Annotated in this window: 18 protein-coding genes and 1 riboswitch; of the genes, 5 read left to right on the top strand and 13 right to left on the bottom strand. The window is 45.2% G+C overall.

What is annotated here, in order from left to right:
• Nucleotides 1-373: 373 nt before the first annotated feature.
• The gene (locus tag GQF63_RS10430) at nucleotides 374-2629 is read right to left on the bottom strand and encodes a glycoside hydrolase family 20 protein (protein WP_160369162.1); all 2256 of its coding nucleotides are present in this window, start codon (nucleotides 2627-2629) and stop codon (nucleotides 374-376) included.
• Nucleotides 2630-2768: 139 nt separating this feature from the next.
• Here GQF63_RS10430 and lipA point away from each other — a divergent pair, with 139 nt between their 5' ends.
• Nucleotides 2769-3650 (top strand): lipoyl synthase, encoded by an 882-nt coding sequence (gene lipA / locus GQF63_RS10425; protein WP_160369161.1) that lies wholly within the window; start codon nucleotides 2769-2771, stop codon nucleotides 3648-3650.
• Nucleotides 3651-3717: 67 nt separating this feature from the next.
• Nucleotides 3718-4623 (top strand): hypothetical protein, encoded by a 906-nt coding sequence (locus tag GQF63_RS10420; RefSeq protein ID WP_160369160.1) that lies wholly within the window; start codon nucleotides 3718-3720, stop codon nucleotides 4621-4623.
• A gap of 9 nt (nucleotides 4624-4632) precedes the next feature.
• On the opposite strand, the gene GQF63_RS10415 is transcribed toward GQF63_RS10420, so the two are convergent.
• Together GQF63_RS10415 and GQF63_RS10410 are read right to left on the bottom strand one after the other, a co-directional pair.
• Entirely contained in the window at nucleotides 4633-6276 is a 1644-nt protein-coding gene (locus tag GQF63_RS10415; RefSeq protein ID WP_160369159.1) for an amidohydrolase, read from the bottom strand.
• 109 nt (nucleotides 6277-6385) lie between these two features.
• A complete protein-coding gene (locus tag GQF63_RS10410) occupies nucleotides 6386-6796 on the bottom strand; it encodes a BrxA/BrxB family bacilliredoxin (protein ID WP_160369158.1) in 411 nt (136 codons plus the stop codon).
• A gap of 168 nt (nucleotides 6797-6964) precedes the next feature.
• Between GQF63_RS10410 and ahcY the strand changes: the two genes are divergently transcribed.
• On the top strand, nucleotides 6965-8281 hold the full coding sequence (gene ahcY, locus GQF63_RS10405) for an adenosylhomocysteinase (protein WP_160369157.1): 1317 nt from the start codon (nucleotides 6965-6967) through the stop codon (nucleotides 8279-8281).
• An 86-nt stretch (nucleotides 8282-8367) separates the two neighbouring features.
• Here the strand turns inward: ahcY and GQF63_RS10400 are convergent, their stop codons facing one another.
• The 3 genes from GQF63_RS10400 to upp all read right to left on the bottom strand — a co-directional run bounded on the left by GQF63_RS10400 (nucleotide 8368) and on the right by upp (nucleotide 10313).
• Nucleotides 8368-8904, bottom strand: a complete 537-nt coding sequence (locus GQF63_RS10400) for an AAA family ATPase (RefSeq protein ID WP_160369156.1) — start codon at nucleotides 8902-8904, stop codon at nucleotides 8368-8370.
• A gap of 200 nt (nucleotides 8905-9104) precedes the next feature.
• Complete coding sequence (locus tag GQF63_RS10395) at nucleotides 9105-9578, bottom strand: ribonuclease H-like YkuK family protein (protein ID WP_160369155.1); 474 nt, start codon at nucleotides 9576-9578, stop codon at nucleotides 9105-9107.
• 90 nt (nucleotides 9579-9668) lie between these two features.
• On the bottom strand, nucleotides 9669-10313 hold the full coding sequence (gene upp / locus GQF63_RS10390; protein WP_160369154.1) for a uracil phosphoribosyltransferase: 645 nt from the start codon (nucleotides 10311-10313) through the stop codon (nucleotides 9669-9671).
• Between the two features lie 138 nt (nucleotides 10314-10451).
• Here upp and uvrB point away from each other — a divergent pair, with 138 nt between their 5' ends.
• Nucleotides 10452-12488 carry an excinuclease ABC subunit UvrB gene (gene uvrB / locus GQF63_RS10385; RefSeq protein ID WP_160369153.1) on the top strand — a complete coding sequence of 679 codons (2037 nt, stop codon included), beginning with the start codon at nucleotides 10452-10454 and terminating at the stop codon, nucleotides 12486-12488.
• Between the two features lie 137 nt (nucleotides 12489-12625).
• Here uvrB and GQF63_RS10380 read toward each other — a convergent pair whose 3' ends face one another.
• The 3 genes from GQF63_RS10380 to GQF63_RS10370 all read right to left on the bottom strand — a co-directional run bounded on the left by GQF63_RS10380 (nucleotide 12626) and on the right by GQF63_RS10370 (nucleotide 14669).
• Nucleotides 12626-13792, bottom strand: a complete 1167-nt coding sequence (locus GQF63_RS10380) for an alpha-hydroxy acid oxidase (RefSeq protein ID WP_160369152.1) — start codon at nucleotides 13790-13792, stop codon at nucleotides 12626-12628.
• A gap of 106 nt (nucleotides 13793-13898) precedes the next feature.
• Nucleotides 13899-14423, bottom strand: coding sequence for a DUF4833 domain-containing protein (locus GQF63_RS10375; RefSeq protein ID WP_160369151.1), 525 nt, complete (start codon nucleotides 14421-14423; stop codon nucleotides 13899-13901).
• Nucleotides 14424-14489: 66 nt separating this feature from the next.
• Nucleotides 14490-14669, bottom strand: coding sequence for a hypothetical protein (locus GQF63_RS10370; protein WP_160369150.1), 180 nt, complete (start codon nucleotides 14667-14669; stop codon nucleotides 14490-14492).
• Between the two features lie 179 nt (nucleotides 14670-14848).
• Between GQF63_RS10370 and GQF63_RS10365 the strand changes: the two genes are divergently transcribed.
• Nucleotides 14849-16228: an APC family permease gene (locus tag GQF63_RS10365; protein WP_160369149.1), complete on the top strand. Its 1380-nt coding sequence runs from the start codon at nucleotides 14849-14851 to the stop codon at nucleotides 16226-16228.
• Nucleotides 16229-16291: 63 nt separating this feature from the next.
• Here the strand turns inward: GQF63_RS10365 and metE are convergent, their stop codons facing one another.
• The 4 genes from metE to pyk form a co-directional block, all read right to left on the bottom strand.
• On the bottom strand, nucleotides 16292-18601 hold the full coding sequence (gene metE / locus GQF63_RS10360; RefSeq protein WP_160369148.1) for a 5-methyltetrahydropteroyltriglutamate--homocysteine S-methyltransferase: 2310 nt from the start codon (nucleotides 18599-18601) through the stop codon (nucleotides 16292-16294).
• A 70-nt stretch (nucleotides 18602-18671) separates the two neighbouring features.
• Nucleotides 18672-18775, bottom strand: a riboswitch (SAM riboswitch).
• A 558-nt stretch (nucleotides 18776-19333) separates the two neighbouring features.
• Nucleotides 19334-20023, bottom strand: a complete 690-nt coding sequence (locus tag GQF63_RS10355) for a response regulator transcription factor (protein WP_160369147.1) — start codon at nucleotides 20021-20023, stop codon at nucleotides 19334-19336.
• Nucleotides 20024-20043: 20 nt separating this feature from the next.
• The gene (locus GQF63_RS10350; protein WP_160369146.1) at nucleotides 20044-21915 is read right to left on the bottom strand and encodes a sensor histidine kinase; all 1872 of its coding nucleotides are present in this window, start codon (nucleotides 21913-21915) and stop codon (nucleotides 20044-20046) included.
• A 720-nt stretch (nucleotides 21916-22635) separates the two neighbouring features.
• Nucleotides 22636-24069, bottom strand: a complete 1434-nt coding sequence (gene pyk / locus GQF63_RS10345; RefSeq protein WP_160369145.1) for a pyruvate kinase — start codon at nucleotides 24067-24069, stop codon at nucleotides 22636-22638.
• Nucleotides 24070-24107 lie beyond the last annotated feature (38 nt).

Below are 24107 nucleotides of genomic sequence, written 5' to 3'. Positions count from 1 at the left end.
TATACAATCACATTGTTGCTTCCAATCGTTCAGCTCCGCTATCATTTTTTTGTTAAAGATATTAATATTAAGTGTTTTAGGTATTGCTGATTGCATTGACGTACCAGTCGTTCGACTCCGCTCACGATGACAAAACGATGACAAAACGATGACAGCAGGCTCTAAATACTAACTACTCAATACTAACTACCTCCGCCTCCACCCCCCTTCCACACTCTCCCCTTTCTCTCCCCTTTCAAACCCCTTTCTCTCCCCTTTCAAACCCCTTTGCAAAGGGCTTAGCAAGGCTTGTTAAAAGGCATTAAAAAAGCCCAGCATAAAAAAATCCCCATAGCAGGCTATGAGGATTTATCAAAAAGTTCTTTGTAATAATCTAATACACCACAATCTCATCTGCGAACAGATACCCCTTCATGGGGTTTGTCGCTTTGATTTGAATATACCTTGCCATGACCGGCTTAGGGAGCTTCACTTCAAATTTGTGGAATTTTAAAGTCGGGTCTGTACGGCTTTCCTGGTTCTTCACGGTTCCGATTTCGCGGTAGTTTTTTCCGTTATCTGATATCAAAACGGTATATTCTCCAGGGAAATAAACCCCTGGGCCGGGCAGTTGCATAAAGTTGAGGGCTACGGATTGAATTTCCTCGCGGCGTTCGAAGTCGACTATGACATCGAAATTGCGGATAAATCCTTGCCATTGCCCATCGTTATAGGTTAGGCCGCCTTTGATGCCGTTGGTTAGGGTTCGCGCTTCCTGTGCCGGATAGCCTTCCCATTTATTCTTGTAGATTACCGTTTTGCCGATGGCTTTATGCACATCCAGTTCCACCACTTCGGTCGGGCTCACCTTCGCTTCGTTCAGGAAAGATGCCGCTTTTAGCACGGCACTTTTCGATAATTCCACCGGCAAGCTGTATAAGCTGGAGCTGATGCTAGGTTCGCTACCATCTACCGTATATCGGATTTGTGGATAGAATTGCTCAGAATGGAAGGCCACGGTATTTTTCATGCTAACCGAATCAAACTTCACCTGATGGCTAACGGTATAGGATGGGCGGTAATAGTTTACCTGTAATTGTTGTAAAATAGGGTAGTGGGCCTGTAATCGGGTATGAAAATCCGGCCAGCTGCGGGCCTCCTGTGCTGTCCATACCACTTCGGAAAGGGCCAGGGCACGTGGAAAGGCCATGTATTCTACCTGTTGATAGGTGGGGATATATTCGGTCCATACATTGGCTTGGGCGCCCAGGATATGTTTCTTTTTATCATTGGCAATAGCGGCAGGCACCGGATTGTAGCTGTATACCTTTTCAATGGGCAGGTAGCCACCAATAGATTCCGGTTGGGTTCTGGGATCGCTTTGGTAGCCATCAAAATATAGATAGCCGCCCGGCGTCATAATAACATCATGGCCTGCATTCGCAGCATCGATGCCACCTTGTTCTCCACGCCAGCTCATCACTGTTGCACCGGCAGAAAGACCTCCTTGTAAAATCTCGTCCCATCCGATAAGTTTACGACCTTTCGACTGCAAGTATTTATCCATTTGCTGAATAGCGTAGCTCTGCAGCTCTTCTTCCGACTTCAACCCTTCTTTTTTCATCAGCTCCTGGCACTTGGCGCAATTTTTCCAATGCTTCTTCTCGGCTTCATCGCCGCCGATATGAATATAAGGGGAGGGGAAAATAGCCAGCACTTCCTCCAATACATTTTTTAAAAAGGTATAGCTTTCTGGGTTGCCCAGGCAGAATTCACCCTGGGTATAGGGTTTTCCGGTACAGGAGAGCTCCGGATAAACCGCCAGTACTTCTTCGGAATGTCCCGGCATTTCAATCTCCGGAATAATGGTAATTCCCTTTTGTGCAGCATAGGCCACCAGTTCGCGGGCTTCGGCCTGGGTATAGAAGCCACCGCTAGCGTTCGGGCTGCCTTGATCTACATATTGACGGCCATTATTCCACCAGTCTTTCCAGCTGCTATGCGTGCGCCAGGCTGCTTTCTGGGTAAGTTCCGGATAGCGGTTGATTTCCAAACGCCAACCGGCACCATCGGTGAGATGCCAGTGAAAATAATTGAATTTATAGAAGGCCAACAGATCAATATATTTCTTCAAGAAGGGAAAGGGCATAAAATGACGCGACACATCCAGGTGCATGCCACGATAGGCAAATCGAGGTTTGTCAACTATCGTGAGGTATGGCAATTGGTTGAGGCCATTTAAATAGCTTAATTGAACAAGGGAATAGATGCCGTTGATCATCCCCTCAGGCTTATGCGCCTTCAAGATGATACCAGACTCATCGATCAACAAGCTGTAGCCATTCGGATCTATTTTATCGGCATCGCTCGCCTTATACAAGCGAATGCCCTGTTGTTGGTTTTTTTTGATTTTCTTAATCGTCTCCGTGGGGCCTGCTTGGAAGCCGGGGATTTCGAGCAGCAGGCTAGCAACCTGCGAAAACTCTTCCATCTGATAGATAGGGGTGCGTTCTTTCGTGAGGTCTAATTCACCCTGCTGCACTTGCAAGCTTGCTGGTCTGGGAATCAGGGCAGTGCGGGCCTCTTGGGCGTTCGCACACAACGAAAAATAACTAAAGAACACAAATAGGAGGTAGTAGTTAAACTTCATATGGCGTTGGAAAGGATTTAGATTACAAATATCTTAATTTTCTTGAGGATATAATCATTTGCAAAAGAACTAGCCTTTTTATGATAATATCCAAACAAAGTATAGAAAGGAATAACCTAAATATGTTTACCTTTGTAGCATGATTGAACTTCCGGTTATACCAGCAAACCAGACTCAGCGTAAGCCCGATTGGCTACGTGTAAAGCTTCCGGTGGGAAAAGAGTACCGTCATGTGCGGGGTTTGGTAGACGAACATAAATTACATACCATCTGTGAAAGTGGAAACTGCCCGAACATGGGAGAATGTTGGGGAGCAGGAACGGCGACTTTCATGATTCTAGGAAATATCTGTACACGCTCTTGTTCCTTTTGTGCCGTAGCAACCGGCCGACCAATGGCGGTGGACATGGATGAACCGAATCGTGTAGCCAATTCTGTGAAGCTGATGCAGGTGAAACACTGTGTAATTACTTCGGTGGACCGTGATGATTTAAAAGATGGGGGCTCCATTATTTGGGCGGAAACCATCAAGGCTATCCGTCGGGAAAGCCCGCAAACAACCTTAGAAACCCTAATTCCTGATTTTAAAGGACAATGGGACAACTTAGATCGCTTAATTGCTGTACGCCCGGAAGTGGTATCGCATAATATTGAAACCGTTCGCCGTTTAACCCGTGAGGTTCGTATCCAAGCAAAATATGACCGTTCATTAGAATGTTTACGTCGTATTTCGGAGGCAGGCTTGCGCACCAAGTCGGGCATTATGCTAGGCTTTGGCGAAACTGAGGAAGATGTGGTTGAAACCATGCAAGACTTATACAATGTAGGCGTGCATGTGTTAACCATCGGCCAATACCTGCAACCGACCAAAGCACACCATCCTGTGGTGGAGTGGGTGACACCGGAGCAATTTGAAAAATATAAAGAAATAGGCTTGAAAATGGGCTTTAGGTATGTGGAATCGGGACCGCTGGTTCGATCTTCCTACCATGCTGAAAAACACCTGTTTGATATGCAATAAAGAATAAAGATCCTTGGTTTAGCACCAGGGATTTTTTATTTTTAGGAAGATCAGCACTGAACGGCCCATGAAGGTATTTCTGCAAAAAATCTTATTTCCATATGGGTTAATTCTTCTAGCCATTCTCGCCGCATCGGTATTGGTCTATTATTTTTTTGTGATCAGCGGCGCCAGCAATTGGCCTACCTGGGCCTTATGGGGGTTACCGATTGGCTTAAGCTACCTCTTATTGCATGTGATTGGCCAGCGCCTGTTTCGTGGATTCTCCTTTAGTCAGCGCTTATTGCAGCTCTTTACCCCTGAAGTATTCCTAACCTTTGTGTCGCTGGCTGTATTAGCTGTGATTTGTTTTCAACCCCTGGCCAAAAGTCTACGTTATAATTTCGGGCATGTATTGCGCTTAAAATCGATCAATGAACTAAAGCCCTATCAAACGACTGATTTCTTGGAAGCCGACGATTGGTATGTCGATCGGATGCGGGTGATTCCCTTCCATTATTACGAATTGGGTTCGGGAAGCCAAATCGGTAAGATAGAATTGAACACCCTGCTTATTGTGCCCATCTTTGCGCGAAAAGACGCCTATGCCACAGCCGCCAAAGCCTGGTTGGGCTTCCGCTATAGCGATTATATTTCCATAAGCGAGTATAGGGCGAAAAGGATTCAAAAGGAGCGTGAACATATTAATAGTTCCATCGGGCACTTTAGTAAAATCAATGTGCGTGATTTTAATTACCTGGAAGCGATGCCTCGAAGCCAAGGCGGGGAAATTTTACAGGCCATGGCGCTGAACCATAGCTATTATAAAAGTGAATATAGCAATGTGTATTTAGGGCAGCAGGTGGAGCGCGACGTATTGTCGCTGTATTATTTAAAATATAGTTTTTTCTTGCTGTTTCTTATTGGCTTGCCAGTGAGTCTACTGGCCTGCGGCTTGATCTATGTATTACTGAAAGCAAAAAAGCTGCTGTAGAAATTCGATTTATCGTTTAAATACGGTTTCGCCAGCCACGACGGTGCGGATGGTTTTAATATCCCGCAGTGCTTCCGGTTTTGCCATCATGATATCATCCTCCAAGATCACGAAGTCTGCATCTTTTCCCTTTTCTATACTTCCGCGCTTTTTCTCCTGGAAACAAGCATAAGCTGCCCAGATGGTCATGCCGCGTAAGGCTTGTTCGCGGCTGATGGCATTCTCCATCTGAAAACCACCCTTTGGAAAGCCTGTTTTATCGACACGGGCCACCGCGGCGTGAAATCCGTACAGCGGATTGTAATGTTCCACGGGAAAATCGCTGCCTAAGGCTAACAGACCATACTGCTCCAGTAATTCTTTATAGGCATAGGCGCCCTTTAAGCGCTCGGCACCCAGGCGGTCTTTGGCCCAATACATGTCGGAAGTGGCATGCGTGGGTTGTACCGAAGGGATAATGGCATATTGGGCAAACTTATGAAAATCAGAAGGTGCAATAATTTGCGCATGCTCAATCCGCCAGCGACGATCGTGCGGATTTTTCAGATGCCGACCATAGCTGTCTAAAATGATGCGGTTCGCGGAGTCGCCGATCGCATGGGTATTTACCTGAAAATTACTCGCCGCCAACTGCTTGATCAGCTGGTCGAACTCTTCCGGTTTCTCCAAGAGAAAACCACTGGTTGGGGCATCGTGGTAAGGATGCAATAAACATGCTCCACGTGAGCCTAAGGCGCCATCGGCCATCAGCTTAAAGGAACGGACGGTTAATCGTTCCGATTCAAAGGTGCCGGCACGAAGGTAGTTTTTTACGCTTTTTGGCGTAGCACGTACCATGGCGTAGTTGCGAATCTGTAAGGAGTCGGCATTATACAAGATTTTTAACGACTCAATCTGCTGCTCGGTTAGGCCGGCATCAACGATGCTGGTTAAGCCGACAGCAAACAGGGAGTCTTGCGTGCGTTTAAGCATGCGAGCCAACACTTTCGTGTCTTCCATGGGGATATGGTCGCTCACCAATTTCATAGCATTGTCGAGGAGGATTCCATCCAGCTTGCCTTCTTCATCCGAGGAGATCAACCCGCCCTCAATATGGAAAACCGTATCAATGGAGGCTTGCTTTAAGGCTTGGGAATTGACCAGAGCGGCATGGTAATCGACACGGGAGAGGAAAATCGGAATGTCCGGAAAGTATTTGTCCAGGGAGTCCTTGGTCGGGAACTCCTTGTCGGGCCATAGGTTTTGATCCCAACCATTGCCGATGATCCAGCTTTTATCGGGGTTTTTAGCTACGTAATCTTTCAGGCGTTCCAACAGCTCGTCATAGGACCTCGTGCCTAATAAGCTGACCTCTTCCATGGCATCGGCCAACAGGAAGAAATGGCCATGGGAATCGTAAAAACCGGGATAGATGTATTTGCCCTTGGCATCTAACAATTCTTTGGCTTTGTATTTTTGCAGTAGGTCCTGGCTATTCCCCAAATCGATGAATACCCCATTATTGATCGCCACAGCCTCGACGGTACGAAAAGAGGAATCTACCGTATAAACCTTTGCATTGTAAACAATAAGGTCAATCTGTTGATTCGTGGTACAGGCAATAAGTGATAATAAACAACAAATGCCAACGATGCGGGGTATAAGGTGTCTCATAATGTAGGGTTGATGGCTAAAAATACAAAGAATTGTCTACAAGAAGAAAAAGCTTCTTTTATTTAAAAGAAGCTTTTTCGGTATTCAAAAATTCAAAATACAATAATTGTTAGCAGTACTCGTCAAATGCTGCAACTAAATTGTCTGCAATCATTTGAGCCGGACGGCCTTCAATCATATGTCTTTCTATCATGTGGACTAATTTGCCATCTTTAAATAAGGCCATTGCTGGTGAAGATGGAGGGTAAGGCAACATGTATTGACGTGCTTTGTCAACCGCCTCTTTTTCCATGCCGGCAAATACAGTAACCAATTTGTCGGGATGTTTCTCGTTCTTCACTGCAAATTTTGCCGCAGGACGTGCATTTGCTGCAGCACAACCACATACCGAGTTGACAACAACAAATACAGTTCCTTCAGATGGGATAGCCGAATCTACTTCTTCTACAGTTTTTAATTCTTGAAAGCCTGCATCGGTTAATTCCTGACGCATTGGCGCTACTAGATATTCTGGGTACATCTTTCTTTTCCTTTAAATGATTTATGCAAATATAAGTTTAATAGCGGCCCCCGTCAAGCACTTATCCTCAAGGAAATGTCAATTTATGGCGTATACTAGCCCTAATATTTTGAATTGATTTGGCTATCAAGTAATTTTGTAACCGAAAAACTAAATTAAAGAGTATATATGTCATCATTAGAAACTACCTACGTACCATACAAGGTAAAGGATATTTCCTTAGCCGAATGGGGTCGTAAAGAAATAGAACTTGCTGAAGCGGAGATGCCCGGATTAATGAGCTTGCGTACCGAGTTTGGCGCCGCCAAACCCCTAAAAGGAGCACGTATTGCCGGATGTTTACACATGACCATCCAAACGGCGGTATTAATCGAAACACTTGTGGAGCTTGGTGCTGATGTATCTTGGTCTTCTTGTAACATCTTCTCGACGCAAGATCATGCCGCTGCCGCAATCGCCGCAGCAGGTATTCCAGTGTATGCTTGGAAAGGTATGAACGAGGAAGAATTCAACTGGTGTATCGAACAAACCTTATTCTTCGGTGAAGATCGTCAGCCATTGAACATGATTTTAGATGATGGTGGTGACTTAACCAACATGGTGTTCGATCAGTTCCCGGAATTGATTGACGGCATTAAAGGACTTTCTGAAGAAACAACTACCGGGGTGCACCGTTTGTACGAACGTATGAAAAACGGAACCCTGCACTTACCGGCTATTAACGTAAATGACTCGGTTACCAAATCGAAATTCGATAATAAATACGGCTGTCGTGAATCTTTAGTGGATGCCATCCGTCGTGCAACTGATTTGATGTTGGCAGGTAAAGTGGCTGTCGTTGCTGGTTACGGTGATGTGGGTAAAGGTTCGGCAGAATCGTTACGATCTGCAGGGGTACGGGTAATTGTTACAGAAATTGACCCAATCTGTGCCTTGCAAGCTGCTATGGAAGGCTTTGAAGTGAAGAAAATGAACGATGCCGTGAAAGAAGCGAACATCGTGGTGACAACTACAGGAAATAAAGATATCGTGCGCCCTGAGCATTTCTTGGCCATGAAAGATAAAACTGTGGTGTGTAATATCGGACACTTCGATAATGAAATCGATGTATCTTGGTTAAACAATAACTACGGCGCAAGCAAGGTAGAAATCAAACCGCAGGTGGATAAATATACCATCGACGGAAAAGATATCATCTTGTTGGCAGAAGGCCGTTTGGTGAACTTAGGTTGTGCGACTGGACACCCATCTTTCGTGATGTCAAACTCCTTCACCAACCAAACTTTAGCACAATTGGAACTTTGGACAAATACTGATCAGTATGAGAAAAAAGTATACACCCTGCCTAAGCATTTGGATGAAAAGGTAGCTCGTTTGCACTTAGCGCATATCGGTGTGGAATTGGATGAGTTGACCCAGGAACAAGCGGAATACATCGGCGTAACGGTGGAAGGCCCATACAAAGCGGAAGCGTACCGTTACTAGTTCTTAGCTAGCAATAAGCGTATAATAAATAGAAAAAGTCCGGAAGCAATTCCGGACTTTTTTATGTTTATACGTTTGGTACAGGACTAGCCTTGCATGATTTTCTGTACCGCTTGCAGGCCGTTTTCCAAGCGTTGTTCGCCGGTTCCCGAAATAATCTCATAGCGGGCATGTAAGGAATTGAGTTCCTGCTTCCAGATGTTCATAAAATGCGCCCGCTCGTTCGGGAAGTCCCGAAGTGGATCATCCTCCCAAGGAAGATCGATATCCATCAGCAGATACAGGTCGTATGGCCGGCGTTGGATTTCATCGGTTACCTCAGCAGGCGTATGTTGAAATAAATGATCGCACCAGATTTTAACCGTAAGAATGGTGGTGTCGCAAACCAAGACCTGCGGATTGCGGATCAGAAAAGCTTCCTCCAACGCCACCTGCCCATAGAACATATTGACCTCATCTTGTAAGCTGTATTCCCGATTCAAATGCTGGCAATAGTAGCGCGCATATTCGGGCACAGCAAAACTGTCTAATTGCGCAGCCAAATAATTGGCCATCGTTGATTTCCCTGTCGATTCAGGGCCTACAACGGCAATCTTGAAGGGGCGACTTTCTGGATACTGCATAGTAGCGCAATATTAAGGAAAATTTAAGAAGACAAAGCCTCTTTTTGCTATAAACAACACAGAAATTACCCAATATGGGGAAGTTTTTAAGGGGTTCAGGAAAGAGCCGAGGGCGGATAAATGAGGAGTAAACCTTTCATTCTTCAATTACAGGCGGTAATTAAAGAAGGCAATTGCTAGGTGGAAGAAGTCCTTTTTACTTACTGTACAAGCTTGTTGGCACAATTTGTACTGGCAAATGACTCTGGTTTTGCTTTAAAGATAAAGCCCATGCCTAAGATATAGCCCATGGCTTCCTTTAAGGCCGTGTTGGATTGGAAATTAGGGTTGGTATTGATGTCCGCATGGACTTCGAGATCAACTTGGTATTGCTCGAGTAGGGGGCAAAGTTCATAAGCCGTCTCAATAGAGTGCTGAACTTCCAAGAGCATCCGTTCTTTAATGCTCATGTTATGGTTTTTGCGGTCTTTGCGGATAAACATAAAGCCGCCACGGTGTTCCCGTAAGAAAACAATAACCGTCGCGAACTCAACAATGCCTCGTTTAACCTGCGAATCGGTGCCGATATAAACCTTTAAACGATTGCCTAAATTGTGTTCACGGATAATCGTATCCTCAACTGCGGATAGGATAGGGAGCTTGACGAGCTCGCCGTTGTATTTTTGCCATTCCATAGATCATACTTTTGTTATATAAAATTATCGATAAAGCACTCATTATCTTTTTGTTAATTGTTATTAAATTAATAAGTTTATGTTTATTTCCTATTCTTTGTTACCGTAAGCAAGGTCGCCGGCATCGCCTAAACCCGGAACAATGTAAGACTTACTCGTCAGCTCGTTATCGACCGCGCCAACCCAGATCTGCACCTCCGGCAAAAATGCCTGCACATGTTGTATGCCCTCCTCAGAGGCAATAACCGTCGCGATATGTAGCTCCTTGATGTTGTATTCACTCAGCAGATCCTTGCAACATAAGACCAGACTCTTCCCGGTAGCTAACATCGGATCGGCCATAATAACAATCTTGTCATCCAGATTCGGCGTGTTCTGATACTTCTTGTGGATCTCAAACTCGCCACTCTTTTTGGTATGGCGATAGGCGGCAATAAAGGCGCTATCGGCCCGGTCGAAGATGTTTAGAAATCCTTGATGAAAGGGTAGACCCGCACGGATAATGGTCGCAATAACCGGTTGCTCTGTCAGCACATGCGTATTGGCCACGCCAAGAGGCGTCTCCACCTCGGTATTGTGGTACTCCATCGTCTTGCTGATCTCATAGGCCATCATCTCGCCAATACGCTCTAAATTCCGACGAAAGCGCATGCGATCTTTCTGAATCCGTACGTCTCGCAACTCCGCGAGAAAGTGATTGGCAATGCTGTTCTGTTTGGTTAAAATAGTTATCATGACAAAAAGTCTTGTTGTATAGCAATTTAATAATTTTTTTCTGCAATTAAACGCTATTGCTAACGATTGTGGCCTTCCGAATAGTAGATTGTCGAGATAGGAATAATATTTGTTAGATTAGCCCTTGAAAGGTATCCCATGAAATTCGAACTAACATCTGAGTATAAGCCTACTGGTGATCAGCCGCAGGCTATTAAAGAACTTGTTGCCGCCGTAGACCAAGGGGAGACCCACCAGACGCTACTCGGGGTGACAGGCTCAGGGAAGACATTTACCATCGCGAATGTGATTCAGGAAACGCAAAAACCAACCCTGATCCTCAGCCACAATAAGACCCTCGCAGCACAACTCTATGGCGAGTTTAAGCAATTCTTCCCGAATAATGCCGTCCATTATTTCGTGTCCTATTACGATTATTACCAGCCGGAAGCCTTCATCGCTTCCAGCAATACCTATATCGAGAAAGACCTCGCTATTAATGAGGAAATCGAAAAACTAAGACTGGCCACCACATCGGCCTTAATGTCCGGAAGAAGAGATGTCATCGTCGTATCCTCCGTATCCTGTATCTACGGTATGGGAAATCCCGAAGACTTCTCCAGATCTATCTTTCGCTTCGGCGTAGGAACTACCATCAGCCGCAATGCCTTCTTGCATAAGCTGGTGGAGATTCTCTACTCCCGAACAACAGCAGAATTTAAACGCGGTACCTTCCGTGTGAAAGGAGATACCGTGGATGTGTATCCGGCTTACTTGGATAACGCTTACCGGATTTCCTTCTTCGGCGATGAGATCGAAGAGCTCACAGAAATTGATCCCGTATCCGGGAAAACCATCGAAAAGCATGAAAGCCTGGCACTCTTCCCGGCAAATCTCTTCGTAACGCCGAAGGAGAAATTTACCCAGTCCATCTGGGGAATCCAGGAAGAACTCGTTCATCGGAAAACTCAATTGGAAGAAGAAGGAAAGATGTTGGAAGCCAAAAGACTCGAAGAACGGGTGAACTATGATTTGGAAATGATGCGCGAACTAGGCTACTGTTCCGGTATTGAGAACTACTCTCGATTCTTCGATGGCAGACAACCGGGGATGCGTCCTTTCTGTTTAATCGATTACTTCCCCGATGACTACCTGATGGTGATTGATGAAAGCCACGTGACGGTCCCTCAATTGCGGGCGATGTATGGTGGCGACCGCTCTAGGAAGATCTCCCTGGTAGAGCATGGCTTCCGCCTGCCTGCTGCCTTGGATAACCGTCCATTGAACTTCCCGGAGTTTGAATCCCTCACCAATCAGACCATTTACGTGTCTGCAACTCCCGGAGATTTTGAATTGCAGCAAACGGAAGGCGTTGTGGTAGAGCAGGTAATCCGTCCGACAGGGCTGTTGGATCCTATCATTGAAGTGCGGCCAGCGATCAATCAAGTCGATGACTTCTTAGAAGAGGTAGACAAAACCATCAAGGAGGGCGGACGTGTATTAGCGACGACATTGACCAAGCGAATGGCCGAGGAATTGACCAAATACATGAGCCGTCTGAATATTAAAGTACGCTATATTCACTCGGAAGTGAAAACCTTGGAGCGTGTTGAAATCTTACGGGGATTGCGCTTGGGTGAGTTTGATGTGCTTGTCGGAGTTAACTTACTGCGGGAAGGACTGGACTTGCCGGAGGTTACCCTTGTCGCTATCCTGGACGCTGATAAGGAAGGCTTCCTGCGATCGGAACGGTCTTTAATCCAGACCATAGGCCGTGCGGCGCGTAACGATAAGGGACGGGTGATTATGTATGCCGATAAGATGACCGACAGTATGCGCATTACCATCGATGAAACCAACAGAAGACGCGATAAACAAATGGCCTACAATACGGAACATGGCATTACACCAAGAACCGTAGGCAAGACCCGTGAGGAGATTATGGAGCAAACCTCTGTAGCCGATATGGGCGTAGGGCCAAAGGCTTATATAGAGCCGGATGCAGCTGCGGCTGTTGCCTCTGATCCATTAATCGAGTATATGAGCGATAAGGAAATGAAGAAAGCCATAGAAACGGTACGGAAACGCATGGAGAAAGCTGCGAAAGAAATGGAATTCCTGGAAGCTGCCAAGCTAAGGGATGAAATGTTTGCCTTGGAAAAAGCGTATACCGATAAGTTTGGTAAAGAGGCATAATAAAGAAATTCCTTTACTGTATTAAGCAATATAGCTTCCCCTAGTAAATACATAAGAACAATAACTATAAGAAAGGGAGCATGATCATAAGGCCATGCTCCCTTTCTTTTTAGATAAGACTGGATAAACCTATACGCTTAGCGTAATAAGCGTCCAGGGAATTGCGATATATTATCCAAAGTCAATTGCTGCATCACTTGGTATAGCTGGGCTTTAAACATCGTAATGGTATGGTCGCCACCTTCATCGCCAAGGGCACCGACGCCATACATAAAGGGTCTTCCCATAAAGTTGAAATCAGAACCCACGGCATGTGCGCGGCCAAGATCTACGCCAGAACGTATCCCACCATCCAACATGATTTTTAATTTACTCTTATAGCTCGGGTTGGAAGCAAGTCGCATTAGGGAGTGGATAGAAGATTCCCCAGCGTCGATTTGTCTTCCCCCGTGATTAGAAACAATAACGCCATCGGCACCCACTTGGATAGCCGCTTCCATATCTTCATCGGTGGTAATGCCTTTTAACACCAAAGGACCCTTCCAGATATCACGGATGGCTTTCACCTTTTCAACATTGACCTTCCCGGTGAAGGTACGGTTCATAAACTGTCCTAGCTGCGCCAGGTCGAGTCCTTTTTCCATGTAGGGCTTCAGGGTAGCAAAAGAAGGGATGCCATGCTGTAGGGTCTTAATTCCCCATGTTGGGCAAACCATCGCCTGTAAGATATTCTGTATATTCATTTTTGGCGGCATCGAAAGGCCGCTTTTAATCTCTCTGTAACGGAGACCGAAGGAAGGTACATCCACCAATACGACTAGCACCGGGCATTCCACGGCTTGTAAGCGACGTAGGATATCATCGCGAAGGCGATCTTCCGTCGGGTGATACAGCTGAAACCAGGCTTTCCCATCGGAGACTTCCGCAATGCGTTCGATGGAACTGGTCGATACGGTACTCAGCGTATAAGGGATATCGTGTTTGGCGGCGGCTTTCGCGAGAATCTCCGGCGCATTGGGCCACATCAGACCCTGCAAGCCGATTGGCGACACTCCGAATGGCGCCGAGTAACGACGGCCGAATAATTCTACCGACATATCGATATCTCCACCCACGTGCATGTACTGCGGTTTCAGGAGGATATCATCGAAGTCGTTTTCATTGCGGGCGAGGTTCAACTCTTCGTTGCAGCCTCCTTCGAGGTAATCGAAGGCAAACTTCGGAATGCGCGATTTAGCTTTTCGCTTTAAATCGACTACAGAGGGATATTGAGGATTGTATTTAAATACTATTTTCTTGCTCATGGATGATATAATAGGAGGTTTAGTTTCCACAGCCTAAGTTAGGGTAAAAATAAGATTTTACCATCCTGTACTTTGATGGCTGTAGCGCAAGAAGAGTTTCCTGCACTTATTCTATCTCCATTCTTTCTGCAACGGGCTTATTGTCTTTTCTGCCGTAGAAAATAATGTAGTCGGTTTTAGTGCTTAGGCCGGATGTTCCCTCTTTGAGGTGCAAGAAGATGCGGTCAAGCTTGAATGTATTGCCATTTACGGTGGTCTCTACATAGAAATTAGTCTTCGATTTGACGCGGAGGTAAAACTTCTGGGAAGGTAGGGATACGATGGTCGCTTCGTAGGTGTTCTTATCCAGAGGGGTACTGGAGATACCGTAGGCAAAGTTCCGTTGAACGACAGATAAGGCTTTAATTTCTGCGTTCTCTTCAAACATCTGCCGGTATACTTTAATGGGATTTTCGGCATCTACATCGCCTAGCATGGTTTTGCGAAGCTCGTAAATATAGGTGTTTGTATTGCGGTTGTGCTGAATGTAAAAGAGCACATTCTTCATTTGCGTAGGTTTCGGATAGCCCGACTGTCCTAAAGCCGGAAGGATGCTGCCAAGCAGGCAACACAGCATTACAACAACTCTCATTCGATAATAATTTGCTGTTAAATTACAGCTAATATTATTAAGCCAAAGTAAAATTATGTTAAAATCTTAATCACGACCTCCGCGGCCGGCAAATTTAGCAATCAACCAGATGATGAGTACCACGACTAATACCACCATGATGATTCCTGACCATACGCCAGCTTTAAAAATTCCTTCGATAACAGAGCAACTTCCTAACAAGGATGCCCCTAAAACTACCATTAATCCGAGTGCGATTCTATTCATAGTCTGATCTTTCTTTTCTAAACAATGCAATTGCCAAATAGTTTGTGGCGGAAATATACAGTGAAGCCCTTTTTACCTAAGCCAGCTGCTAAGTGATAGGCAGTGAGTGGGTTATTTTTTTAGGATAGTTAATTATGAATACTAATTTATTCGTACGTTTAACCATCAATTCCTAAATTATGAAAAAACAACTCAGCCTATGGGACGCTACGATGATCGTCATGGGTTCTATGATTGGTAGCGGGATCTTTATCGTTTCCTCCGATATGATGCGGCAATTAGGATCAGGTTATTGGGTGTTGGCGGTATGGCTGATTACCACCTTGGCCACCGTAGCCGCCGCCATCTGCTATGGCGAATTATCCTCCTTATTTCCAAAAGCCGGCGGGCAGTATACCTATTTAACGGAAGTCTTCGGGAAGATGACCGGCTTTCTGTATGGCTGGAGCCTCTTTGCCGTCATCCAGACCGGCACGATCGCTGCTGTTGCGGTGGCCTTCGGCAAGTTTACGGGCTATCTCTTTCCGGAGCTCAACAATGCGGAGGCGCTGTATCAGAATGGAAGCTTTATGATTACCTGGATGCAGGTTCTCGCCATAGCGGTTATCCTGATCCTGACCTACATCAATACCAAAGGCATCCAACATGGGAAGGTTGTGCAATTTGTGTTTACCTCCTCCAAGATCATCGCCTTGTTTTTGTTGGCAGTCGGGGGCATTTACCTCATCAAACAAGATTATTTCCAGGAGAACTTAGCCTACGGATGGGCCGCTTTTCAAAACCTGAAAGGAGAGGGCTGGACCTCCATTTCCGGAACGGCCTTATTGGGCGGCATAGCTGCGGCCATGGTAGGGTCTATTTTTAGCAGTGTCGCTTGGGAGAATGTCACCTTTATTGCCGGTGAGGTGAAGAATCCGCAGCGTAATATTGTGCGCTCCATGGTGATTGGGACAAGCTTGGTGATGGGATTATACCTGCTCTGCAACTTTGTGTACCTCTCGGCTTTAAGTCGCGAGGAAATTGCCTTTGCCAGTAACGATCGGGTAGCCGTTGCCGCCGCAGAGAAGTTGCTGGGCCATGCCGGAACTATTGCCATGGCTGTGCTGGTCATGATCTCTACCTTCGGCTGCGTCAATGGCATCGTATTGTCCGGGGCACGCGTGTTTCAAACCATGGCCAAAGATGGGCTGTTTTTGAAGCAAGCCATTCCCAATAACAAGCATGATGTACCTGAAAAATCACTGTGGATGCAGGGCATTTGGGCTTCCCTTTTGTGTTTAAGCGGGCAGTATGGCAACCTCTTAGACATGGTTTCCTTCGTCATCGTTATCTTTTACATGATTACCGTATTAGGCGTTATGGTGCTGCGCTGGAAGAAGCCCGATTTAGAAAGGCCTTACAAAACCTTTTTATACCCGCTAACGCCCCTGCTTTACCTCCTTATTGGCACGGTATTCTGTGTGCTGCTGATCTTGTTTAAACCCCAATATACTTGGCCCGGATTTATCCTGATCCTGGCCGGCATCCCCATTTATTACCTGGGTCGGAAAAGAAGCTAAAAACAAAGGCCTGTGCATCTGCACAGGCCTTTTATACGAAATTTTTATAATACTACAGCAAGCTTACTCAGCTCTTAAAATCTTCGCGGCTTCCACCATCGATTCTAAGGCCGCTTTGGTTTCTGGCCAAGCACGAGTTTTCAAACCACAGTCAGGGTTTACCCACAGTTGCTCAGAAGGCACTACAGCTTTTGCTTTACGCAATAAGTGAACCATCTCTTCGGTGCTAGGCACACGTGGCGAGTGGATGTCATAAACACCAGGACCAATATCGTTTGGATATTTAAAGTCAGCAAATGCATCTAATAATTCCATTTGAGAACGTGAAGTCTCGATGGTAATTACGTCAGCATCCATCGCTGCGATATCTTGGATAATATCATTGAACTCCGAGTAACACATGTGCGTGTGGATCTGCGTATCATCATCTACGTTTGAAGAAGATACACGGAATGAACGTACCGCCCAATCCAAGTAGTTTTGTTGATCTGCTTTACGCAATGGAAGACCCTCACGGATTGCAGGCTCATCGATCTGGATAATTTTAATACCCGCTTTTTCTAAGGCTTGAACCTCATCTAAAATCGCTAATGCAATTTGGTAAGTCGTGGTAGAACGAGGCTGGTCGTTACGTACGAAAGACCATTGTAAGATGGTAACAGGACCTGTTAACATCCCTTTTACCGGACGGTTGGTTAAGGATTGTGCGTAAGAAGACCAACGTACAGTCATATCTTCTGGACGGTACACATCACCATAAATAACCGGAGGTTTTACACAACGAGAACCGTAAGATTGTACCCATCCGTTTTGTGTGAATGCGTATCCTGCCAATTGCTCACCGAAGTATTCCACCATGTCGTTACGTTCGAATTCACCGTGTACTAATACATCGATATCCAATTGCTCTTGTAAACGGATTGTTCTTTCTGTTTCTTCTGCAATTTCTTTATCGTATTCCGCTTGGCTGATGGCGCCTTTTTTCAAGTCAGCTCTCCATTTACGCACATCTTTTGTTTGTGGGAAGGAACCGATTGTAGTTGTGGCGAAGGCCGGCAAGTTGAATTTCGCTTGTTGCGCAGCTTTACGGTCGTTGAATGTGGAAGTACGTTTCGCATCATCATCCGTAATGTTGTTCACGCGTTCTTTCACTTCCGGACGGTGAATCAATGGCGATGTGCGGCGGCTTTCTGCAGCAGCTTTATTGGCTTCATAGCGCTCAGCAGTTGTAGCGTCTACTTCACCTTCTGCTAATACGGCTAAGTCTTTTACCTCAGCAAGTTTCTGTTTAGCAAATGCCAACCAGTTTTTCACTTCTGCAGGTAGGGACTCTTCGTTATTTTCGTTGTCTAAATCGAACGGCACGTGTAATAGGGAGGAAGAAGGCGCAATCCATACGCGGTCTTTTCCTAAAGCATCAACGGCTTGTTTGATTTTTACTAAGGAGTTTTCGTAATCGTTTTTCCAGATGTTTCTTCCTTCCACAATACCTAAAGAAAGGGTTAGGGAAGCTGGAACTTTCGCTAGGATGCTATCCAATTGGTTTTCACCACGAACAAGGTCAAGGTGAAGGGCATGTACCGGAAGGCTAACAGCGGTATCTTCGTTATCGCCTAATGCTTCGAAATAAGTAGCAACAACTAATTTAGTTTGTTGTGCTGCTGCGGCTAATTTCTCGAATACTTTGCCATATAACGCACGTGTAGCATCGTCGATATCTAATGCTAAGTACGGCTCGTCAATTTGTACATATTGTGCACCTGCTGCGGCCAACTTCGCTAAAATTTCTTCGTAAACTGGTAATAAGTTATCGATTAAGTCGATACGGTTGAAACCAGCTTCTTTTTCTTTACCTAATAATAAGTAAGAGATTGGGCCAATGATTACCGGTTTGGTTTCAATGCCAAATGCTTTAGCCTCGTTGTATTCGCTTAGGAATTTCTCAGAGGTCAATTTAAATTCTTGATTTTTTACAAACTCAGGAACGATGTAGTGGTAGTTTGTATCGAACCATTTCGTCATTTCCATGGCTGTTACATCCACGCCACCTTCTTGGAAACCACGCGCCATGGCGAAGTATAAGTCTAAGTTATACTGGCGGTCAATTTTATCTAATAGGGAATTGTAACGCGCAGGGATTGCACCTACCGTTAAGGATAAGTCTAATACTTGATCGTAGAAAGAGAAATCGTTGGAAGGGATTAAATCGATGCCCGCATCTTTTTGTGTCTTCCAGTTGCCTTCACGGATTTTCAGTCCAGCTTGCAATAATTCTTCCGCGCTGATTTTCTTTGCCCAGTAAGCCTCATTAGCTTTTTTCAATTCGCGGAAAGCGCCCACACGTGGGTAACCTAAGTTGTTCGTTAATAACATACAGTATTGAAATAAAATTTTTTACACTAAATTACTTTGCTAAGAGAAGGCCACTAGGTCTAGTGATCTCGGCTTATCTTTCCTCAGAATCTGAAGGTAGAATTTAGCACCTTGTCAAGGGACAGGTTGCTAAGGCTTCATCGGGTCTATTCCCTCTGCCTTTCTCTATAAGCGGAAGCTAAGGTAAGCAATAGATTTCTAAAAAAAGAATTTTTTTAGAAATCTATTGCTAGTATTTAGTATTGAGTAGTTAGTAATTAGACCTATGGAGACTTTCTGGGGCGCTTTCCATTGCTCTGCCATCGTTTTGCGAAGTGCTGTCATCGTTTTGCGAAGTGCTGTCATCGTGAGCTGTCATCCTGAGTTGTCATCCTGAGTTGTCATCCTGAGCGAAGTTGAAGGACGAACGATTGGTACGTCAGTACAATTAATAAGTGTTATGTTGTGATAATTAACTGTTTAAAATAAGGTGTGGGTAGTTGATAAGCTATGATGTTTGTATTAGCGATCTAATCGTTCGTGCTTCAACTTCGGTAACAATGATATGATTGTGTAAAACCCTTTTAATAAGCTAGCTAAGTATGGATGATTGCATTGACGTACCAGTCGTTCGTCCTTCGACTTCGCTCAGGATGACAGCTCAGGATGACAGTTCACGATGACAGTTCACGATGACAGTTTGACGACATAGGTCTAACTACTAAATACTCAATACTAACTACTTTCTCAAACTCAACTCACCAACAACTTATACCCCTTCCCATGCACATTCACGATTTCCACGTTCGGGTCTTCTTTGAGGTATTTGCGGAGTTTGCTGAGGAATACGTCCATGCTGCGTCCGGTGAAGTAATTATCGTCGTGCCATATTTTAACGAGGGCTTCCTCGCGGGTGAGGACATCATTTTTCTTGAGGCATAAGAGGCGCAGGAGCTCGGCTTCTTTGGTCGACAGCTTTTGCTGTTGGCCTTTGAAGGAGATGATCTGGCTGGTGTAGTCGAAGAAGTAGTCGCCGATTTCAAACTTGTCAGCAATCTCTTCTTCTTTGTCTTTTGCGGCGCGTTTCAGCAGGGCGTTAATGCGCAGCAAGAGCTCTTCCACGCGGAAGGGTTTGGTGATGTAATCATCGCCCCCCAGCTCGAAGGCTTGGGTTTTATCCTCCATCATTCCTTTGGCGGTAGCATAGATAATCGGGATGGTCAGGTTGATCTTTCGGATATCTTTTCCTAGGGAGAAGCCATCCTTTTTGGGCATCATCACATCCAATATACACAAGTCAAAATTATCTTTGCGGAAGGCATCCAAGGCTTCCTGTCCGTCTTTGCAGAGCACCACATCAAACTTCCCCTTCAGTTCCAGATAATCTTTCAAAAGATCCCCTAAATTAGGGTCATCCTCTGCTAATAATATTTTTTGATTCATATATTCTTTTACGCTTTATGTTAAGCTACCTCTTGGGAGGCATGCTTTAATGGTAATGTTACTTCAAATTGTGTGCCTTTATCTTTCTCACTTTTCACGGTGATCCTTCCATTGAGGCGCTTGATGATATCGTTGACATAGCTAAGGCCGAGTCCGAAACCTTTGACGTTATGGATATTTCCCGTTGGAATCCGGTAAAACTGGTCGAATATCTTCTCTTGCTGATCCTTGGTCATCCCGATTCCTTTATCGGATACAGAAATTACAACATTTTTTCCACGGTTGAAGGTTTTGAAGGTAATTTCCGGTTTTTCTTTGCTGTATTTGATGGCATTATCCACCAAGTTGTACATCACATTGGACAGGTGCAACTCATCGCCGATAACCAGATCCTGGCTGGCATCCAAGCTGATGTTCAGGCTGCCCTCGGCTTTCTCCAGCTGCAATTTCATGCTTTCCAGCACGGCATTCGCCAGGCTGTTGATTTGAACATTCACCCGTTCAATCTTCAGGTTTTCTTTTTCCAAACGTGCAATATTCAATACCCGTTCTATATGCGAACCTAACCGAACGTTTTCATCATAAATAATATTCGCCAATTTGCTGACTCTTTTCTCATCGGCCGATATCTCCGGATCTTTTAAAGATTCCGAGGCAATCATGATAGTCGCCACGGGCGTCTTGAACTCGTGGGTCATGTTATTGATAAAGTCGGTTTTCATTTCCGATATCTTCTTCTGTCGGAAGATAATGCTTAGGGTATAGGCGAAACAACCGATCAATAGCGCTAAGAGGGCAATAATCGGGAACAACCAATAGCCCATGGTGTTGGCAATAATGGAACCCTTGTTGGGGAAGTAAACACTCAGTTCGCCCGGCGATTTACCTTCGTCCCCCTGAAATAGGCGAGCCTTATAGATGGTTGGGTTCTTTGTTTCTTTAATTTCTTCGTCGTTCAATTGGTAGATGCCCTGAAACACCAAAGGACTGTTCTTGGCATTGCGAACCTGCATCACAAAAGAGGAGCTGATGCCGCGTTGGTCGAGTTCTTCGATCAGTAATTCCAGCGTTCTTTCCTTATTCAAACGCTGCTCGAGGGGGCGTTTTGATAGTTCGCGCCCGATGGCTACATCTTCAATAATGGCACTTTGCTTGCCGCCCATCATCGCAATGGAATCAAAGAGGGTGGTGGCGCCATCGAGCTTTCGCTCGTTCAGCTTGGCCAATTGTTGCTCCAGATTCACAATCCGGATGGCAAGTTTATAGTTTACCCGCGGTGGTAAGGTCACCCAGCGGAAGCTGGTTGCCGTATTGAAGAAAGGACCAAACTCCGGGATGATAAATCTGGAGCTGTCGTCCTTCGGGGCCACCGGCGGAATTTCCTTGGTGGCTTCCACGTTTACAAATTCCTGATAGCGGTTGTCGGGAGTAACCCCTTGTTCCTTGGTAATGGAGATGAGGTGACGGTATTCCTTGCGCCGAACATAGGTTTCAAAGAAACTGTTCTCGATTGGCACGTTGGGGAAGGTTTCATTCAAGTTTTTCTCCAGGCGGTTGAAGGCCTGCTGATAGAGGAAGGCTTCCTGCTGTAGTTTTTTAATTTCCTCCTGTATGTTCACCTGCCGCGCCAGCAACAATTCTTTTTGCTGCTGTCTTTTCTGATTTAAGCGGTATTTTTCCTGGTTGATCCGTTCTTGTTCCCGCGCGAATTCATAGATCTCTATGCGCTCTATTTTCGTGGCCACCGCCGTCAAGGAAGCTTTAACAGCCTCGTCAAAGATTTGCGATTTCTGCTTAAAGGATTCCTGGATGAAGTAATACTGCATGGCCATCACCCCCAATAGCGCGATGGACATCAACCCAATAATTAACGTAATACTTCTTTTTTTCATTTGTTACAAAAATAATAAGGGAAACATGCTGTTTTTGGCATTTAACACAATTTAACAGCCCTTATCAGGCTTTTTTCGCCGTTCGATGATTGGTTTGCTTCTTAATGTGCGGCATCTGCTGCATTTTTTATCCTTATCACAAAGTAAGAAAAATACTTCGTCTGAACAAACCGGAAACTAGCTAAATATAGTCTTGAGACGGTTATTTGCAAGGCTTTTGTTCTGGCCTTGTGCAGCCCTATCTTAAGCCTTTGCCAAGGGGGTTGAAAGGGGAGAGAAAGGGGAGAGAAAGGGGAGAGAAAGGGAGGAGGAAGGGGGAAGCTGGAAGGGAGGTTTAGCGTGCTGTTATCGTGCTATCATCGTTTTGTCATCATTTTGCCATCGTTTTGTCATCGTGAGCGGAGTCGAACGACTGGTACGTCAATGCAATCAATCATGTCTAAAAAATTTTATATCAACACATTGTACAAGCGTGTCGTACTTCTCCGCTTCCAAAAACTTCTTTTGTTTTACACTGTTAGTAAGGTTTTCCATATAGCGGATTGCATTGACGTACCAGTCGTTCGTCCTTCGACTTCGCTCAGGATGACAGCTCACGATGACAGCACGATGACAGCACGATGGCAAAACGATGGCAGCACGCACCCACGCTCTCATATCTCACATCTAAAAAAAAAGCCCCTCCGGTTCCGGAGGGGCTTTCTTGTGCTATATGTCGTCTTACATTACTTCCGATACGCGGATGGTATTGGTTCTTCCTTTGGCGTGCAAAGGTGTTGAGGACGTATTGATTACGATTTGTCCAGGTTCTACCAAGTGGTATTGCTTTAATAAGCCGTTTACATCTTGGATGGTTCCGTCGGTACTTTCGTATTTTTCATAGATGAAGGTATTCACACCCCATACTAGGCTCAATTGTTTCAAAAGGTTTCTGTTACCTGTGAATACGTAGATATCGGCATTCGGGCGGTAGGAAGAGATTTCCATGGCGGTATAACCGGATGCGGTCATGACAGCGATGGCGGATGCTTTTGTTTTCTCGGCCAAGAAGATGGATGAGCTACAGATTGCATCAGGTATACGTGTTACTTCCACGGTTCCTAGGGCTTCTTTTTCGCTGTAGTAAGGGTAAGAAGTGCTTTCAACGTGGGTAATTACTTTGGCCATCGTTTCGATTACGATTTCCGGGAATTCACCTACGGAAGTTTCGCCACTTAGCATTACGGCGTCAGCACCGTCGATTACCGAGTTGGCCACGTCGTTCACCTCTGCGCGAGTTGGGCGTGGGGTGGTGATCATGCTTTCCAACATTTGGGTTGCGATGATTACAGGTTTTGCAAGGTTACGACATTTCTGTACGATAATTTTCTGCAAGCCCGGTACTTCTTCCATTGGCATTTCCACACCCAGGTCACCACGGGCAACCATGATGGCGTCCGTCGCTTCGATAATGGCGTCGATATTATCGATAGCCTCAGGCTTCTCGATTTTAGCAATGACGCGAGCGTGCGATCCTTTTTCTTTGATGATGGCTTTACACTGGTAGATGTCTTCGGCAGAACGCACGAAAGACATGGCAATCCAGTCGGCACCGTGGTCTAAGGCGAAGTTTAAGTTGTCTAAGTCCTCTTCGGTTAAGGAAGGGATAGAAACTTTGGTGTTCGGAAGATTCACGCCTTTACGAGAGGTTAAAATACCGCCGTGCACCACTTCACAAGTTACGGTGTCTTTATGGTTGGTTGTTAATACACGCAGTTGTAGTTTTCCGTCGTCTAATAAGATAATTTCTTCTTCTTTTACGTCGTTCGGGAAGTTGTCGTAAGTGATGTAAATACGTTTTTCATCACCGATTAACTCTTCCGTTGTAATTTCTACCTGGCTACCATTTACAAGGATGGCACCACCTTCTTTCATTTTTCCGATACGGATTTTCGGGCCTTGTAAATCGGCTAAGATACCTACGTTGAATGGGTTTTCTTGGTTGATTTCGTTGATGGTGTTGATTACTTTCAAGTGGTCTTCTTGACTTCCGTGTGAGAAGTTTAAGCGGCATACATCAACGCCTTTGGCAATCATACGGGTTAAAACGTCTTTTTTAGAGGAAGCGGGTCCTAAAGTAGCTACTATCTTGGTACGCTTTTTTAGTTTATCCATGTAAATGTGTGTTTTTAATGTTTTAATTCAATTTTAAT

The organism is Sphingobacterium humi, assembly GCF_009768885.1.
Classification (GTDB): Bacteria; Bacteroidota; Bacteroidia; order Sphingobacteriales; family Sphingobacteriaceae; genus Sphingobacterium; species Sphingobacterium humi.
This window is presented reverse-complemented; position numbering and strand designations above follow the sequence as displayed.

Bases quoted from the DNA above. Each gene is read 5' to 3' on its own strand.
- GQF63_RS10430 (WP_160369162.1), bottom strand. From the start codon at position 2,629: ATGAAGTTTAACTACTACCTCCTATTTGTGTTCTTTAGTTATTTTTCG.
- lipA (WP_160369161.1), top strand. From the start codon at position 2,769: ATGATTGAACTTCCGGTTATACCAGCAAACCAGACTCAGCGTAAGCCC.
- GQF63_RS10420 (WP_160369160.1), top strand. From the start codon at position 3,718: ATGAAGGTATTTCTGCAAAAAATCTTATTTCCATATGGGTTAATTCTT.
- GQF63_RS10415 (WP_160369159.1), bottom strand. From the start codon at position 6,276: ATGAGACACCTTATACCCCGCATCGTTGGCATTTGTTGTTTATTATCA.
- GQF63_RS10410 (WP_160369158.1), bottom strand. From the start codon at position 6,796: ATGTACCCAGAATATCTAGTAGCGCCAATGCGTCAGGAATTAACCGAT.
- ahcY (WP_160369157.1), top strand. From the start codon at position 6,965: ATGTCATCATTAGAAACTACCTACGTACCATACAAGGTAAAGGATATT.
- GQF63_RS10400 (WP_160369156.1), bottom strand. From the start codon at position 8,904: ATGCAGTATCCAGAAAGTCGCCCCTTCAAGATTGCCGTTGTAGGCCCT.
- GQF63_RS10395 (WP_160369155.1), bottom strand. From the start codon at position 9,578: ATGGAATGGCAAAAATACAACGGCGAGCTCGTCAAGCTCCCTATCCTA.
- upp (WP_160369154.1), bottom strand. From the start codon at position 10,313: ATGATAACTATTTTAACCAAACAGAACAGCATTGCCAATCACTTTCTC.
- uvrB (WP_160369153.1), top strand. From the start codon at position 10,452: ATGAAATTCGAACTAACATCTGAGTATAAGCCTACTGGTGATCAGCCG.
- GQF63_RS10380 (WP_160369152.1), bottom strand. From the start codon at position 13,792: ATGAGCAAGAAAATAGTATTTAAATACAATCCTCAATATCCCTCTGTA.
- GQF63_RS10375 (WP_160369151.1), bottom strand. From the start codon at position 14,423: ATGAGAGTTGTTGTAATGCTGTGTTGCCTGCTTGGCAGCATCCTTCCG.
- GQF63_RS10370 (WP_160369150.1), bottom strand. From the start codon at position 14,669: ATGAATAGAATCGCACTCGGATTAATGGTAGTTTTAGGGGCATCCTTG.
- GQF63_RS10365 (WP_160369149.1), top strand. From the start codon at position 14,849: ATGAAAAAACAACTCAGCCTATGGGACGCTACGATGATCGTCATGGGT.
- metE (WP_160369148.1), bottom strand. From the start codon at position 18,601: ATGTTATTAACGAACAACTTAGGTTACCCACGTGTGGGCGCTTTCCGC.
- GQF63_RS10355 (WP_160369147.1), bottom strand. From the start codon at position 20,023: ATGAATCAAAAAATATTATTAGCAGAGGATGACCCTAATTTAGGGGAT.
- GQF63_RS10350 (WP_160369146.1), bottom strand. From the start codon at position 21,915: ATGAAAAAAAGAAGTATTACGTTAATTATTGGGTTGATGTCCATCGCG.
- pyk (WP_160369145.1), bottom strand. From the start codon at position 24,069: ATGGATAAACTAAAAAAGCGTACCAAGATAGTAGCTACTTTAGGACCC.